General features: G+C 60.8%; 11 protein-coding genes. 4 read left to right on the forward strand and 7 right to left on the reverse strand.

What is annotated here, in order from left to right; all coding sequences use genetic code 11:
- Positions 1–214: 214 nt before the first annotated feature.
- Positions 215–1,279 carry a glycoside hydrolase family 43 protein gene (locus LJ738_RS02595; RefSeq protein ID WP_227784762.1) on the reverse strand — a complete coding sequence of 355 codons (1,065 nt, stop codon included), beginning with the start codon at positions 1,277–1,279 and terminating at the stop codon, positions 215–217.
- A gap of 244 nt (positions 1,280–1,523) precedes the next feature.
- Positions 1,524–2,621 carry a glycoside hydrolase 5 family protein gene (locus tag LJ738_RS02600; RefSeq protein ID WP_227784763.1) on the reverse strand — a complete coding sequence of 366 codons (1,098 nt, stop codon included), beginning with the start codon at positions 2,619–2,621 and terminating at the stop codon, positions 1,524–1,526.
- A 226-nt stretch (positions 2,622–2,847) separates the two neighbouring features.
- On the opposite strand from LJ738_RS02600, the gene LJ738_RS02605 reads away from it, so the two are divergent.
- The 3 genes from LJ738_RS02605 (at position 2,848) to LJ738_RS02615 (ending at position 6,578) form a co-directional block, all read left to right on the forward strand.
- Entirely contained in the window at positions 2,848–3,918 is a 1,071-nt protein-coding gene (locus LJ738_RS02605) for a glycoside hydrolase family 43 protein (protein WP_227784764.1), read from the forward strand.
- Between the two features lie 107 nt (positions 3,919–4,025).
- Positions 4,026–5,288, forward strand: a complete 1,263-nt coding sequence (locus LJ738_RS02610; protein WP_227784765.1) for a zinc dependent phospholipase C family protein — start codon at positions 4,026–4,028, stop codon at positions 5,286–5,288.
- Positions 5,289–5,684: 396 nt separating this feature from the next.
- Complete coding sequence (locus LJ738_RS02615; protein WP_227784766.1) at positions 5,685–6,578, forward strand: T9SS type A sorting domain-containing protein; 894 nt, start codon at positions 5,685–5,687, stop codon at positions 6,576–6,578.
- A gap of 193 nt (positions 6,579–6,771) precedes the next feature.
- On the opposite strand, the gene LJ738_RS02620 is transcribed toward LJ738_RS02615, so the two are convergent.
- From LJ738_RS02620 to LJ738_RS02635, 4 genes are all read right to left on the reverse strand, one after another.
- On the reverse strand, positions 6,772–8,154 hold the full coding sequence (locus LJ738_RS02620; RefSeq protein WP_227784767.1) for a TolC family protein: 1,383 nt from the start codon (positions 8,152–8,154) through the stop codon (positions 6,772–6,774).
- Between the two features lie 192 nt (positions 8,155–8,346).
- Positions 8,347–11,439 (reverse strand): efflux RND transporter permease subunit, encoded by a 3,093-nt coding sequence (locus tag LJ738_RS02625; protein WP_227784768.1) that lies wholly within the window; start codon positions 11,437–11,439, stop codon positions 8,347–8,349.
- 38 nt (positions 11,440–11,477) lie between these two features.
- Positions 11,478–11,837 (reverse strand): four helix bundle protein, encoded by a 360-nt coding sequence (locus tag LJ738_RS02630; RefSeq protein WP_227784769.1) that lies wholly within the window; start codon positions 11,835–11,837, stop codon positions 11,478–11,480.
- A 46-nt stretch (positions 11,838–11,883) separates the two neighbouring features.
- Positions 11,884–13,116, reverse strand: coding sequence for an efflux RND transporter periplasmic adaptor subunit (locus tag LJ738_RS02635; RefSeq protein WP_227784770.1), 1,233 nt, complete (start codon positions 13,114–13,116; stop codon positions 11,884–11,886).
- Between the two features lie 181 nt (positions 13,117–13,297).
- On the opposite strand from LJ738_RS02635, the gene LJ738_RS02640 reads away from it, so the two are divergent.
- Complete coding sequence (locus LJ738_RS02640) at positions 13,298–13,654, forward strand: MGMT family protein (RefSeq protein WP_227784771.1); 357 nt, start codon at positions 13,298–13,300, stop codon at positions 13,652–13,654.
- Here the strand turns inward: LJ738_RS02640 and LJ738_RS02645 are convergent, their stop codons facing one another.
- Positions 13,655–15,163 carry a hypothetical protein gene (locus LJ738_RS02645; RefSeq protein ID WP_227784772.1) on the reverse strand — a complete coding sequence of 503 codons (1,509 nt, stop codon included), beginning with the start codon at positions 15,161–15,163 and terminating at the stop codon, positions 13,655–13,657.
- Between the last annotated feature and the right edge of the window lie 53 nt (positions 15,164–15,216).

Here is a 15,216-nt window from a genome sequence, read left to right on the forward strand (position 1 = left end):
GTTGCGATTATTCGGCCCCAAGTCTGGCAAGTTTGTTTATCCCTTTCAGTTACACCGATAAACATTTTTGCACGTCTTGTCTTTCGGCTTACCGTGTCGGAAATAGGGGCCTTCGGGGATTCTTCCGGATTTGCTGTGCACAGCATTGTACCCGCAATAGAGCAGATATATACTGCTTTCCGGAGTTTAGCTCAAGCAATGGCTGGCCGCTGCGCTACTCGCCCGAGGGCCGGGCCAAGGGCTGGCCCGGCGCTACCGGCTTGCCAAAAACCGGGAGGCCGTCGGCACTCCAGGTGAACGCCTGGGCGCGGGGCGAGCGGAACCGCCCGCAGCCCTGGCCGGCCTCGTCGTTGGCGTGGTACAAAATCCAATCCTGCGTGCCATCGGGCGACTTGAAGAAGGAGTTGTGGCCGGGCGCGAAGACCTTGGCAGCGGGGTCCTGCTGAAATACCGGCACCGGCGACTTGGTCCAGGAGCCAGGCTGCAGCAGGTCGCTGCCCACAGGGGCCGTGAGCATGCCCAAGGCGTAGAAATCGGTCCAGCAGCCGCTGGCCGAATAAATGAGCACCAGTTTGTCGCCGTGCCGCAACACTTCCGGGCCCTCGTTCACGTCGACGTGCGGCGGGTTGTCGGCGGCGTTCAGGTCGCCGTTGCGTTCCCAGCCAAATACCGGGGTGGACACCTTCAGGCGCGGGCCGTCCACGGTCCAGGGGTTTTTCAGGTGGGCCAGGTAGATGTTTTGCCGGCCGTTGACGTCGCCTTCCCACCCCGACCACACTAGGTACAGCTGGCCGTTGTTTTCGAACACCGAGCCGTCGATGGCCCATTTGTTGGTGGCGTCGGTGAGCTGGCCTTTGTCGGTCCAGGTGCCCTGCATGGGGTCGGGCGAGGCGTTTTCCAGCACCCACAGGCGGTGGCTTTGGTTGGTGCCGGCGTCGGCGGCGTAGTACAGGTACCACTTGCCGCGGAGGTAGTGCAGCTCGGGGGCCCAGATGTCACGGGAGTTGGGCCCGGTGGCTGGTGGCGTCCACACGACTTTGCTGGGCGCAGACTTGAGCTGGCTCAACGACTTGGTTTTCCAGAGCGTGATGTTGCGGCCGGTGGTGTGGGTGTAGTAATAATACCCCTCGTGGTAAATGCTCCACGGGTCGGCCCCGGCGGGCAGCAGCGGGTTGGTGAAGGTGTTGGCCGCGGGCGCCGCGGGCTGCTGCGCGAAGGCTGGGCCGGCCAGGAGCAGGGTCGTTAGAATAAAAAGCAGCCGCGCTAAGAAGTGCCTCATAAATAGAAATTGAGCTAAAAGGAAGCGTTGAACTTAGATGAATCTCACCTCGGCCCCTCTCCAAAAGAGAGGGAAGCCGGACGATTGTAGCGCGGACTCTGTAGTCCGCGTCCACGGCGGAAACCCGAACGACACCCAAACGGCGCGGGGACGCGGACTGCAGAGTCCGCGCTACATTCCTGCCGCCGTGGCTCCCCTCTCCGCGGGAGAGGGGCTGGGGCTGTGCCCGGCAGGGGTGAGGTTCCTACTTCCCGTTCATTTTCTTAATCAGCTCAGTTTCATCCTGGTGATAGGGAGTGCCGTCTTTCCGGAACACCTCGTGAAACCATTCCACGGGCTCGCTGCCGTCGGCAATGGGCACGTCCCACTGGTACTTGGTGTTGGTCTTTCCATCGACCAGGCCCCAGTTGATGGCGCCCACGTTCTGCTTTTTGAGCAGGGGCATGATGGTGGAGAAGCGGCTGTTGCGGGGCCGGGCCATGTATTCGGTGCACACCAGCGGCCGGCCGTGGGTTTCCAGCAGCTCAATAATGCGCTCGTGGGCCGGCGTCTCGTCGTAGCAGTGGTAGGTAATGATGTCGGAATGCAGGGCTTGGTACTTGTTCAGGGCTTCAAAGCCCCAGTTCCAGAGGCCCATGCTCAGGGGCTGGTCGGGGCCCACGGCGCGGGCCCAGGCAAAGACGTTGCGCACCAGCGGCAGCGAGGTGGTGAACTTGTCGGAGTTGCCGGGCTCGTTGAACAAGTCCCAGAGCAGGATGCGCTCGTCGTGGGCGAAGCTGCGGAGCACGTCCTGCACATAGGGCTTCAGGGCGATGAACTTGCTGGAATCGCGCGAAATAATGTCGCCGGGGTCCTGCATCCAGCCCGAGTTGTGGATGCCGGTTTTGGGAGCGGGCTGCGGGCCAGGCTGCGGCAGCTTGTTCCAGCAGTCGTCGAAGAAAACCAGGATGGTTTGGATGTGGTGCTTGTTGGCAATTTCCAAATACTGATTTACGCGCTGCTTGAAGCCCTTGGGGTCCTGCTGCCAGGCCAGGCTGTGCAGAAACACGCGCATGGTGTTGAAGCCAATGCCTTCGGCCCAGCCCAATTCCCGGTCGATGGTGGTGGGGTCGAAAGTAGCGGCCTGCCACATTTCCAGCTGGTTGATGGCCGTGCTGGGCGTGAAGTTGGCTCCGCTCATCCAGGGGTGCGTCTTGTACCAGGCGTTGGCCTTTTCGATGGACCACCGCTGGTCTTGCACGGTGGCCACGCTCGCGGGGCCTTTGATTTTAACCTTGGTCTTCTGGGCAACAGCGCCGTAAGAGGTTAGCAGCAGCAGGCTATACAGGAAGAGCTTCTTCATTGAACAAAAGGGGAGAGGAGGATGCCGGCGAGCCCCGCCTGGGCAGGTTCTGGCAGGAAAGATAAGCGGAATAGCTATGCCTGCATCTTCTCGATGGCGCGACCAAGCGCGGCCTGCTAACCTCGCCCCGCCGCTAGCCCAACAACCAGGAAGTAGCTCCGAACTGAGCTGCTGATATACCTTACTCCCCGAAAGCGCTTCCTCCCCACCCAGCAAATTGCCCGCCATGCCCTCCCGCCGTGATTTTCTGCTGCAAGCCACTACCGGCCTGGCCGCTTTGGCCGTAGCCAGCCAGGCCGCCGCCCGCGCGGCCGGCACCTATACCAACCCCGTGTACGCCGGCCAGTTTCCCGACCCGTTTGTGCTGCGGCACCATGGGCACTACTACGCCTTTGGCACCACTGGCCAGGGCCGCACCGCCGATGGCCGCATTTTCACCTTGCTCACTTCCGACAATCTGGTGAACTGGAAAAACGCGGGCGGCGCCCTTACGCCGCCCGCCGGCGCCGAAGGGGCCGAGTTTTGGGCCCCCGAAGTGGTGTACCACAAGGGCACGTTCTACATGTACTACTCCATGGGCGGCGGGGCCATTGCGGCCACGGTGGGCCACCGCCTGCACGTGGCCACCAGCAAAAAGCCCGAGGGCCCCTACACGCAAGTGGCGCTGCTCGACGTGCCCGCCAGCAAGTTTACCATTGATGCCCACCCGTACCAGGACAGCGACGGGCAGTGGTACCTGTTCTACGCCCGCGACTTCATTGATTCTGATAACGGCTACCGCCCCGGCACCGGCCTGGTGGTAGACCGCCTTCTGGGCATGACCAGCCTGGCCGGCGAAAGCCGCACCGTGATGCGCGCCCGCCACGACTGGACGGTGTTTGAGAAAAACCGCATCATGCCGCTCTACGGCAACAAAACCTTCGCCGAGTGGCACACCCTAGAAGGGCCCTTTGTGCGCAGGCACGGCGGCAAGTACTACTGCTTCTACAGCGGCGCCAACTTTCTCACGCCCCGCTACGGCGTGGACTACTGCGTGGCCAATTCCGTGCTCGGGCCATATTCGGACGAAGGTGCGGCCAACGGCCCGCGCGTGCTGCACGCCGTGGCTGGCCACGTGCGCGGCCCCGGCCACCACTCCCACGTGATGGGCCCCGACGGCAAGACCGAATACCTGGTGTACCACGCCTGGAACAAGGCCATGACCGAGCGCCAGCTGTGCATCGATAAACTGGCCTGGACGGCCGATGGGCCGCGTTGCGTGGGCCCCACCTACACGCCCCAGCCCGTGCCGGCGTAGCAGTTGGCGGGGCCGGCCGGGGTAGGGCCGGGAGGCAGCGCTTCGATAGTGGAAACAGTGTGGCGACCTTTGCCGTTGCAAGCACCTACGTTGTGCTTATTTCGCCCATGGTCCGTTTCGTTACTTTCATGCTGGCCGTGGTGCTGGCCTTTGCCTCCCGTTCGGCGGCCGGCTACTCGGTGCTCACGCATCAGGCCAATATTGATTCGACGTGGGAGCGCTGCCTGGTGCCGGCCATCAAGGCCCGGTACCCCGGTACTACCGACGAGCAACTGGCCGATGCCAAGGCGTATGCCTACGGCGGGGCCATTATTCAGGACATGGGATACTATCCCTTTGGCTCGGTGCTGTTCACGAACCTGACCCACTACGTGCGCTCCGGCGACTTCGTGCGCAACCTCATCAACCAATCGCGCGACCGCAACGATTACGCTTTTGCCCTGGGCGCCCTGGCCCACTACGAAGCAGACCTCAACGGTCATCCCGAAGGCACCAACCGCGCCCTGGCCTCGGTGTACCCGGACCTGAAAGCGAAATTCGGCGACGTCATCACCTACAACCAGGCCCCCAAGCAGCACACCCAGCTGGAATTCGCGTTTGACGTGGTGCAACTGGCCAGTGGCAAGTACCACACCCAGGACTACCACCAGAAGATAGGCTTCCAGGTGGGCAAATCGGTATTGGAACGGGCTTTCCTGCAGACCTACGGCCTGGAGCTGGGCCAGGTGATAGTGAACGTAGACCTGAGCATTGCCAGCTTCCGCTTTGCCGTGAGCCAGCTGATACCCACGGCGGCCCGCTCGGCCTGGCACTACAAGCGCAAGGATATTTTGAAGATTAGCCCCGGCGCGCGGCGGCGCGACTACTTGCAGCGCAACAGCCCCAGGAAGTTCCGGAAAGAATACGGCACCGAGTACAAGAAGCCGGGCTTTGGGGCCCGCATCATTTCCTACTTCATCCGGATACTGCCCAAAATTGGCCCGCTCAAGCCCTTTGCTTTTAAACTGCCTACTCCCGAGGCGCAGAAATATTTCCGGGCCAGCTTCCAGAAAGTAATGGTGAGCTACTGCCGCGATATGGCGCGCCAGCCCGCCGATACGGCCGCCGCGCCCCTGGCCCTCATCAATGCCGACTTCGATACCGGCCACGTCACCCGCGCCGGCGAGTACCCGCTGGCCGATGAAACTTACGGCGAGTTGCTGCGCAAACTGGCCAATAAGAAGTTTGAAAACCTCAACCCGCTGACGCGGCAGAATATCCTGGCTTTCTACGGCGACCACCCCAAAGCTCCTGTCTCAGAGGAAGAAAAGGAGCGCAACAAGCAGCGCGAAACGCTGGAAGCACTGGCGCAGCTCAAGGCCATTCAGTAGCGCCTCAGGGTGGGTTTATCGGCTTAGGTTACTTGCCAGGATGCCAGCACGGGGTAGAGACGCGATACTTCGCGTCGCGTCGTCCGCGCCATTTGGTGTCGTATAGGCATTGTTTCAACGCAAGTAGCTCAACGACGAGACGCAAAATGTTGCGTCTTTACACCGTGCTGAATCAAACAGCTTCTAAGGCCGACTCTTGGAAAATCCCAGCTCAATTAGCCGTAACCAGCCATGAACTCAAAGAGTAGGAGCAGGCCAGGTTGAGGTTGCCAGGTAATGGATACAGGGAAGGTGGCCAGCCCCCGAAGAAATTTGGGAGATGCATTTAAACCCCATGGCGGCCCGCGTATCTATGGTAGTAAATCCTTTTACTGCATTTATTACCAATCTATTGCCATGAAGTCGAACACGTCCAAACTCCTGGTGCTGGCGCTGCTGCTCGTTCTATCCGCTACTGTAGCTGGTATGGCCCAGGGAGGTTCGCATCGCGGCGGCCCTGCCGGGCCCGCCCGTCCCGAAATCAACGCCTACTTCCAGGCCAACGTGCTGCCCGTACTGCGGCAGCAGCGCCAGAAGCTTGAGCCGCAGCTCGACCCCGCCGACCGCGCCCAACTAGCCACCTACCGCACCCAACTGGCCGCGCTAAAGCAGCAGGGCCAGGCCCTGCGCCAGAGCATTGCCCCGGCTGGCCCTCCGGCGGGCGGGCGCCCCATGCTCACCGATGCCCAGCGTCAGCAGGTGCAGCAGCTCCACTCGCAAACGAGAACCATCATGCTCAGCGTAGCCCAGATGGCTCAGAAATACGAGGCCCCCATCCGGCAGCTGGCCCAGGAAGTGCAGCCCCAGAAAGAAAAGTGGGCGGCTGACATCAAAGGCATCGTGAGCAAAAACGCCACGCCCGAGCAACAGCAAAGAATAGCCCAACACGGTGGCATGGAGCGCGGCCGGGGCGGCATGCATCGGTTCTTCAAGCCCGCCATGTTCCTGCTGATGGACCCCAATGCCCCCGCCTCCAGCACCACGGACGGCAGCTCCGGCAGCACCAGCTTCTACCCCAACCCCGCCGCTGCCACCAGCCAGCTCAACTACGACGTAAAGAAAGCCGGCCCGGTCACCGTCGATTTACTCGACGGCAATGGCAACAAGCTGCGCACGCTGGTATCGGAGAGCAATGTTGAAAAAGGCGCCCACACCCAGTCCTTGGATTTGCGCGACCTGCCCGCCGGCACGTATTTCTACAAAATCACCACCCGTTCGGGTAGCGAGACAAAGCGGTTTGTGAAGGAGTAAAATCCGCCTTGTCATTGCGAGCGCAGCGCAGCAATCCGTCCTGTAAAAGCCACACACTTTCTAAAGCAAAAAGCCCCGGTTCTGCGCAGAACCGGGGCTTTTTGCTTTAAAAGGGCTTGTCACAACTCGGGGTTGGTCGCATAGACAGGAGGGATTGCCACGGCCTGCGGCCTCGCAATGACAGGGCCGAGGTCTACTGCCCCTGCACTAGGTCGCCACTCAGGCGCCGGAGCTGGGTTTCGGCCTGCTTGGCGGCGTAGCGAATGTCGAGCAGGCGGGTTTCTGCGTCCAGCTCGTTGCGCTGGGCTTCGCGCAGGGCCAGGGGCGTGAGCAGGCCCAGGCGGTAGCGCTCCAGGGCAATGTCCACGTTCTGGCGGGCCAGCTGGATGTTGGCTTCTTCGAGCTCAAGCAGCTGCAGGTAGTTCTGGTACTGCGCAAAGGCGGTGGCAGCGTCGGCGTCGAGCTGCAGGCTGGTTTGGCTCAGGCTGAGCTGGCTTTGCTCTTCCACCACGCGGGCGTTCTGTTCCTGGCGGCGCAGGTTGAAGCCGTTGAAAATGGGCACCGAGGCGGTGACGCCGTAGTTCAGGCCCTGCACCTGGTTGGTGCTGCTGGTGAGGACAGTGCCGGCAAAGGCTGCGTTGTTGATGTTGCGGGTGAGGCCGTAGCCCGAAACGAGCCCAATTCGGGGAAAGCGCGACGCCCGCACCAGCTTGCGGTCGTAGGTGGCCACGTCGGTGCCGAGGCGGGCCTGGGCCAGGCGCGGGTTACGGGTTTTGATGCCTTCTACCACGGCGTCTTCGCGCAGGTCGCGCGACACGGTCAGGCTGTCGGAAGGCGAGAAGTCGAGCCGGGGGCTGCGGCCCATCAGGTTGTTGAGGGTGATTTTGGCGGCGGCCAGCGCCTGCTGCTGCTGCAAAAACTGGCTGCGGTCGGCGTTGTAGTCCACTTGGGCCGTCAGCACTTCCACCTTGGCGCTCACGCCCACGTCTACCTGGGCCTTGGTGAGGTCGATGCGGGCTTGCCCAATTTTGAGTGCGGCTTCCAGGGAGGTGATTTTGCCGGCCTGCCGCACCACGTCGTAGTAGGCGTTGGTCACGTCTTCCACCGTTTCCTCCACCGTGGCGCGCGTGATTTGCTGCTGCTGCTCGCGCAGGGTTTTCAGCCGGTCGTAGGCGATGAACATGCCCAGGCCATCGAAAATGGTCCAGCCCAATGTCACGTTCGTGTTGAAGGCGTTGGACGTGGCCCCGTTCACGATGCGCGGGTCGTTTTCGCCAAACTTCTGGTTGATGTTGTTATTGTTGAACGTCCGGGTCAGGTTGCCGGTAAGGCTGGGCAGCTGGCCGGCGTTGCCGCGCGTCACGTTGTTACCGGCAATGTTGGCGTCCTGCCGCGACAGCAAAATGCCAAAGTTGTGCTGCAGGGCTTCGGCAATGGCCTCCTGCAGCGAAAGGGGAGTGGCCGCCGCCACGCTGGTGGGCTTAGCTAGCTGCCGCGGCCGTGCGGTGGGTGTTTTCACCTGGGCCTGGCCCGCCAGCGGAAGTAAGGAAAGAAGGAGGAGCGTAAAGCGTTTCATGTAAGAGTTCAGAACATCAAACTCCCCTCCTCAGCTGAGGAGGGGATGTTCAGCCGCAAGGCTGAACTGGGGTGGTTAGTTTCGTTGAACGAAGGGCGAACGACTCGTTCCGGTATCGTTCAACGGCTCAACCACCCCAGTTGCCGCAGGCGCGGCAACGTCCCCTCCTTGGTAAGGAGGGGAGCATTTTACTTAAGCAGGCACCGTTTCGGGCTGGCCTTGGGCCACTTTCGGCTTGTGCTTTTTAGCCGTAGCAAAGTAGGAGTACATCACCGGCACCACGTACAGCGTGAGGCCCGTGGCGAAGAACAGGCCGCCCACCACACCAATGCCCATGGCCCGGCGGCTGAGTGCCCCCGCACCCGTGGCAATGGCAATGGGCAGAATGCCGAGAATGGCGCACAGCGAAGTCATCAGAATGGGACGGAAGCGGGCCGTGGCGCCTTCAATCAGGCCGGTCATGTAGTCCACATTCTCTTTCTCTACGCGCTGGTTGGCAAACTCCACGATAAGGATACCATTCTTCGTGACGAGGCCCACCAGCATGATGATGCCGATTTGCGAGAACAGATTCAGCGTCTGGTTGAAGTACCACAAACTGAGAAGGGCGCCCGAAAGGGCCAGCGGCACCGTCACCATGATGATAACCGGGTCGCGGAAGCTCTCGAACTGCGCCGCCAGCACCAGGTAAATCAGCACCAGGGCCAGGCCGAAGGCGAAGAGGAGGGAAGATGAGCTTTCCTCGAAGTCGCGCGAGGCGCCGGACAGCTCCGTGGAGAAGGTGTCGTCGAGGTTTTTATCGGCAATGGCGCGCATGGCCGCAATGCCGTCGCCGAGGGTCTTGCCCGGCGAGAGCGAGGCCGAGAACGTAGCCGAATTGTAGCGGTTGAAGCGGTAGAGCTGAGGTGGCGTGCTGCTTTCCTCCAGCCGGATTACGTTGTCGAGCTGCACCAGCTCGCCCTTGTCGTTCTTCACCGATAGCAGGCGCACGTCGAGGGGCTGATTGCGGTCTTCGCGGGCCACCTGCCCGATAATCTGGTACTGCTTGCCGTTGCGAATAAAGTAGCCGTAGCGCTGGCCGCTCAGGCCCGCCTGCAGGGTTTGCGAGATGCTTTGCACCGACACGCCCAGGCTCTGGGCCTTTTCGCGGTCAATATTCACGCGCAGCTCGGGCTTGTTGAACTTCAGGTTCACGTCCACAAACTGGAAAGTGGGGTCCTGCCGGGCCTGGTCCAGAAACTTGGGCACCGCGGCGCGCAGCTTTTCAAAATCCTGGCTTTGCACCACAAACTGCACCGGTAGGCCACCGCCACCGCCCGAGCCAATGCTCTGGTCCTGCGACACCGACGTGCGGGCCGCCGACAGGCGCTTCACGCCGTTGGTCAGCTTTTTGGCAATGTCGTCCTGCGTTTTTTCGCGCCGGTCGGCGTCCACGAGCAGCACCCGGGCAATGCCGGAGTTGGAGCCGCCGCCGAAGCCCGGCGAGGTTACGGCAAATACGCTGCTGAGCTCTTTTTCGCCCACCGAGTCCATGGCCAGCTTGGTAACCTGGCTCATGTAGGCGTCCATAAACTCAAAGGACGCGCCTTCCGGACCGGTTGAGCTGATGCTGATGCGGCTGCGGTCTTCCACCGGGGCCAGCTCCGAGGGCAGGGTTTTCATGAAAAACCAAATGCCCCCGCCCGTGACGGCAATCATGGCCCAGGCCATCCAGCGGTTGCGCAGGAAGGTTTGCAGGCTGCCCTGGTAGGCGCCTATCATCTTCTCAAAGAAGGGCTCGGTCTTGCGATAAAACCAGTTGTGCTTTTCCTGGCGCTTCAGCAGCTTCGAGCACATCATAGGCGTGAGCGTGAGCGACACGAAGGCCGAAATCAGCACCGAGCCCGCCACCACAATGCCAAACTCGCGGAACAAACGCCCCGTGATGCCCGTGAGGAATACCACCGGCAGAAACACCGCCGCCAGCACCACCGTGGTGCTCACCACGGCCATGAGAATTTCCTCCGAGCCTTTGATGGCTGCCGTTTTCGGGTCTTCGCCCTCCTCTATTCGGGAGTATATATTTTCCAGCACCACAATGGCGTCGTCCACCACCAGGCCAATGGCCAGCACGATGGCCAGCAGCGTCAGCACGTTGATGGTGAAGTTGAGCAGGTACATTACGAAGAAAATGCCCACCAGCGACACCGGGATAGCCACCACCGGAATGATGGTAGAGCGCCAGTCGCGCAAAAACAAGAAGATGATGATTACCACCAGCACGAAGGCCTCGATGATGGTATGCTCCACCTCACTGATGGACTGGCGAATGAAAATGGAGTTGTCGAAGCCGGGCTTCAGCACCAGGTCCTTGGGCAGGTCCTTCTCGTAGGTTTTGATGCGCTTGTTGAACTCCGTGGCAATGTCAATCTGGTTGGAGCCGGGCTGCGGAATCACGGCCAGGCCCACCATGGGCACGCCGTTTACCTTGAAGATGGTCTGGTCGTTTTCGGGGTACAGCTCGGCATAGCCCACATCCGACAAGCGAATCAGCGACACAGCATCCTTTCGGATAATCAGGTTGTTGAAATCATCGACCGACGTGAGACGACCCATGGTGCGCAGCGTGAGCTGGGTGCTCTGGCCCTGTACCGAGCCGCTGGGCAGCTCCACGTTTTCGCGGGTGAGGGCCTGCTGCACTTCCACCGGCGACACGCGCAGCGCGGAAAGCTTCACCGGGTCGAGCCACAGGCGCATAGAGTATTTCCGCTCGCCATACACGCGCACTTCCGACACGCCGGGAATGGTCTGAATCCGCTCTTTTAGGGTGTTGTTGGCGTAGTCCGTCAGCTCCAGCAGCGTGCGCTTGTTGCTGCTCAGGTAGGTCATCACAATGGGCTGGGAGTCGGCGTTGGCCTTGCTCACCACCGGCGGGTCGATGTCGCGCGGCAAGCGGCCCTGCGCACCCGATACCTTGTCGCGTACGTCGTTGGCGGCGCTTTCCAGGTCGGCGTCGAGGTCAAACTCTACTGTAATCTGGGAGCGGCCGTCGCGGCTGTTCGAGGTCAGGTTCTTGATGCCGGCAATGCCGTTGATGCCTTCTTCCAGGGGCTCGGTGACCTGGCCCTGCATCACATCGGCCGAGGCGCCGGTGTAGCTGGCCGACACCGTGATAATGGGCGGGTCCACGCTCGGGTACTCGCGAATGCTGAGGTACCGAAAGCCGATAACGCCAAAAATGATGATGACCAGGCTCATCACAATGGCTAGTACCGGGCGGTTGATGCTGGTGGAAGAAAGACTCATTTTTTGTGAATTAATAATTAAGAATTATTAATTAAAAATCAGGCATCACCGCTTTTTGTAGAGCGGATAATTGCTGTTAATATTTTTAATAACTCCTCGCAATCCAATAATAAAGAATGCGATTGGGGAATGTCTATGTAATCGGTATCCCGAAGTAAACGCAGCCAATAATGCGTCTCACGGGTTTCTTTATAAGCAATGCTGCACTTGGAGACAAAGTCCTTGCGCGACTGCCCTCCAACCGCTTCTTCCATATTGGCACCAATGGAAGTGCCACTGCGCCGGATTTGGTCGGCGAGTTGAAACGCCTGCTTGTCTTTGACCAGAAACTGACTTAACCGAACGATGCGCACTGCAAATGCATAGCTTTTTTGCAAGACGACGTTTTCCTCTTTCATGCGCCTGCGCTAAGTAGCAGCATCTGCAATTCTTAATTACGAATTCTTAATTCTTAATTACTTTAACTGCGTCGCCGGGCTTCACCTGCAGGATGCCAGTGCGAATCACGGAGTCGCCCACGGCCAGGCCATCGGTGATTTGAATCACCTTGTCGGAACGGATGCCGATTTTAACCTTCTTGGGCACCATTTTGCCTCCTTTCACGGTATACACGCTGTAGCCGCTGGCTTCCGGTACCACCGATTCGGTGGGGATTTGCAGCGCAGTGTTTGTTTCGCCGAGTTTCAGGTTCACCCGCACGAAGGCGCCGGGGCGCAGCTCGTTGTTGGTATTGGCGTAGCGGGCGCGCACGGGCTGAGTGCGGCTCACGGGGTCAATCTGCGGGTCGATGGCGTAGACCTTGGCGTCGAAATTCTTGTTGGTGGTTTCGTCTACTACGGTCACCACATCGCCCACGCGCACGTTGGCGGCAAAGCGGCCGGGCACGGCAAAGTCAATCTTCACCGGCCGCACGCGCGACAGGGTAGTGATTTCGGTGCCCGGGCTCACGTAGGTGCCCACGGTGGCCGTGGTCAGGCCCAGAATGCCGGAGAAAGGCGCCCGCACATAGGCCTTGGCCAGCGTGGCGCGCAGAGACTGCAAGTCGGCCTGGGCTGTAAGAAGCTGGTTGTTAGACTGCTCGTATTCCTGCGCGCTGATGTACTCCTTATCCAGCAGCGTGCGCTGGCGGCGCTCCTGGTCGCGGAAGAGCTTGATGTTGTATTCCTGCTTGCGAATGGCGGCCTGCGCTTCGTCGGCGTTGATGCTGAACAGCAGCTGGCCCTTGCTCACGGCCTGGCCTTCCTTGATGTTGAGGCTGGTGATTTTGCCCGACAGCTCGCTTTTGATAACCACCGACTCATCGGCTAAAACCGAGCCCGTGGCAGCTACTTCGTCGGCCAGACTGGTGGTTTGCACCACGTATACCTGCACGGCCAGCCGCTGCCCACCGCCTTTTCCGCCGGCTCCGCCCGGCCCTCCGCCGCCTTTGGCTCCACCTGGGCCAGCGCCGGCCGCGCCGCCTTTTTTATCGCCACCGGCATTGTTGGGGAAGTACTTCACCTTCACAAACACCAGCCCGGCAATCACCAAAGCCGCAATCAGCCAGCCCAACCAGCCGCGGCCTTTGGAAGGCGGCGTCTCTGGTGCGGGTGTAGTGGGCGGGGTGGCAGTGGGCCCGGGCGTAGTGGTGGTGTCCCAGGTGGGAGCAGGGGCAACGGTGGTGTTTTCGAATGGCATAGGTTGCAAGAACGCGCGAGCAGCAGTGTATGTTCGTGACTTTTGCGCTGCCCGGTGCAAAACCACCATCGCAGCACTCGGCTCGAAGAGATATAGTGCAAATTTCGACTTAAAGGTTGCGCGCCCAAACGTAAAATAGACGTAGGATAGGACCACCTAGACCGAGAGTACCTTCGCCCCGATGAAGCCAACCGCCTCAAACGGCCCCGAGCCGCGCAATTTTTTTCAGGATGTGCACGAAGTGGTGCGCCTCATTCCGGCCGGCCGCGTGAGCACCTACGGCACCATCGCCCACTACCTGGGGGCCCGGCACGGCGCCCGCACCGTGGGCTACGCCATGATGGCCGCCCATACCGCCGAGCAATACGTGCCCGCGCACCGCGTGGTAAACCGCCTGGGCCACCTCACCGGACGGCTGCATTACGACAGCCCCTTCGCCATGCAGGAAGCCCTGGAGGCCGAGGGCGTGCGCGTGGAAGATGACCGGGTGGTGGATTTCGCCAAGCTGTTCTGGGACCCGGCCGCGGAGTTGGTGTAATTACTGGCCCCGCTTTTCCAGGGCGTCCATTTCTGCTTCTCCCTGGCGCGGGGGCACCAATTGCCACGGGCTACGGGCCGAATCGGAAACCAGCTTGATGTAATTAGACGTGGAAACGCTCGGCGCTAGCAGCAGAGCAGGGCCGCTGGCGGTGCCTACGCTCAGGCGCATGGCCCGGCCAAAATAAGGCCAAGCCAGCTCTACCGATTCGCCAGGTTTGAGTTGGCTCACCTCGCGGTCGTTGAGCAGGATGCGGGATGGCTCGGCCGGGCCACCGAGTGGCCGATACACGTAGATAAATGCCGTATCCAGCCGCTGAGGCTGGCCAGGGGGTGGGAAAGGAGCCATGCGCCCGGTGCGAACGTCGAGCGAGTACACCAGCGGCTGGCCGGTTTGGCCCGCTGGCCCGGTTCTAACCGCCCCGTTGGTAGTTGCCCCAGTTCTAACCGGCACTCCGGTCAAGTTGCTCATGGCATTATTCCGAATTCGCTCGTTTTCGGCGGTTACGTCTAGCGGCGCAGCTCCCACAAAGGTGTAGAAGTCGCTTTGCCGGGTGAGCGGGCGGTAATAGTTAAGCTGACGCACGTACACTTGGCGCCCATCCGAAAATCCCCAAACCTCGCTTGGCGGCAGCCGGTCGCCACTGGCGGTGCGCGCCTTGGCCTTGAGCAGTGTGGTGCTTTTCCATTCCGATTCCGGGCCTTTCGGCATGTTGCCGTTCAGGAGTGAGGATATTGAGCTCGTCCCCAGTGTATCGATGCGCAACGACGTGAGCGTATCGGGCCGATTCGCCAGGAATTGGTCGAAGGTGTGGTAAACACCGGCTCGGGGCGCCGCCACCCGGAAGATGGCGGGCTTGTTGGCCACGGGGGGCTTATCCGTGGGCAGTTGAGCCAGGGTGCGCACGGGCCACTGTGCTACCAGCGCCCAGTCGATGCCAGCGAGTTGCCGCAGGCAGTTTTGCAGCACCAGGGCCGTGTGAAAAGCATGGTCCTTATTCTTATTGATTCCGGCTTGGTCGATATTGTCAGCCACCGTGCGCACGAAATGGTAGCCGTCGGGCAGGTGGGCATACACGTCGGCCACGACATCGGCGGTAGATACCGCCTGCGCGGTGCGCCATTCTACCACCTCACTCACCTGCAACTGCCGGATGCAGAGCACCACGGCATGGTCGTTGGGCTGGCGGGGGAGTTGCTGCTGCAGCCAGGTCGTCAGCTCAGTTTCCAGGCTTTGCCGGAAAATCACCGGCGCTCTCTGGTCGTAAATCCCCCGGTATATCAGGCCAATGGCAGGGTGGCCCACCCGGCCATCCAGCACCTGCTCCACATACACGGTGCGCCCCGGCACGCTTAGCGGCTGCGCGCTTACATCCAAATAGTAGGCCTTGCTGCGTTGTTGAGAAGCCGTTTGAGCCCAACTGGGCTGGGCGACAGCGTAAGCCAATAGCAGTGCGAGCAGCAGAGGTGATACCCGCTGCAGCAGGAGAGACGGTAGAGAAGGGAGCACAGAACGAAGAAAAGGGAATTGATAATGATGCAGGATGTGGACCTGCTTAGGTG

It is taken from the genome of Hymenobacter plasmatis (assembly GCF_020711255.1).
Classification (GTDB): Bacteria; Bacteroidota; Bacteroidia; order Cytophagales; family Hymenobacteraceae; genus Hymenobacter.

What these genes read in the sequence shown, in the direction of transcription:
- LJ738_RS02595 (WP_227784762.1), bottom strand. Translation starts at nt 1,279, where the DNA reads ATGAGGCACTTCTTAGCGCGGCTGCTTTTTATTCTAACGACCCTGCTC.
- LJ738_RS02600 (WP_227784763.1), bottom strand. Translation starts at nt 2,621, where the DNA reads ATGAAGAAGCTCTTCCTGTATAGCCTGCTGCTGCTAACCTCTTACGGC.
- LJ738_RS02605 (WP_227784764.1), top strand. Translation starts at nt 2,848, where the DNA reads ATGCCCTCCCGCCGTGATTTTCTGCTGCAAGCCACTACCGGCCTGGCC.
- LJ738_RS02610 (WP_227784765.1), top strand. Translation starts at nt 4,026, where the DNA reads ATGGTCCGTTTCGTTACTTTCATGCTGGCCGTGGTGCTGGCCTTTGCC.
- LJ738_RS02615 (WP_227784766.1), top strand. Translation starts at nt 5,685, where the DNA reads ATGAAGTCGAACACGTCCAAACTCCTGGTGCTGGCGCTGCTGCTCGTT.
- LJ738_RS02620 (WP_227784767.1), bottom strand. Translation starts at nt 8,154, where the DNA reads ATGAAACGCTTTACGCTCCTCCTTCTTTCCTTACTTCCGCTGGCGGGC.
- LJ738_RS02625 (WP_227784768.1), bottom strand. Translation starts at nt 11,439, where the DNA reads ATGAGTCTTTCTTCCACCAGCATCAACCGCCCGGTACTAGCCATTGTG.
- LJ738_RS02630 (WP_227784769.1), bottom strand. Translation starts at nt 11,837, where the DNA reads ATGAAAGAGGAAAACGTCGTCTTGCAAAAAAGCTATGCATTTGCAGTG.
- LJ738_RS02635 (WP_227784770.1), bottom strand. Translation starts at nt 13,116, where the DNA reads ATGCCATTCGAAAACACCACCGTTGCCCCTGCTCCCACCTGGGACACC.
- LJ738_RS02640 (WP_227784771.1), top strand. Translation starts at nt 13,298, where the DNA reads ATGAAGCCAACCGCCTCAAACGGCCCCGAGCCGCGCAATTTTTTTCAG.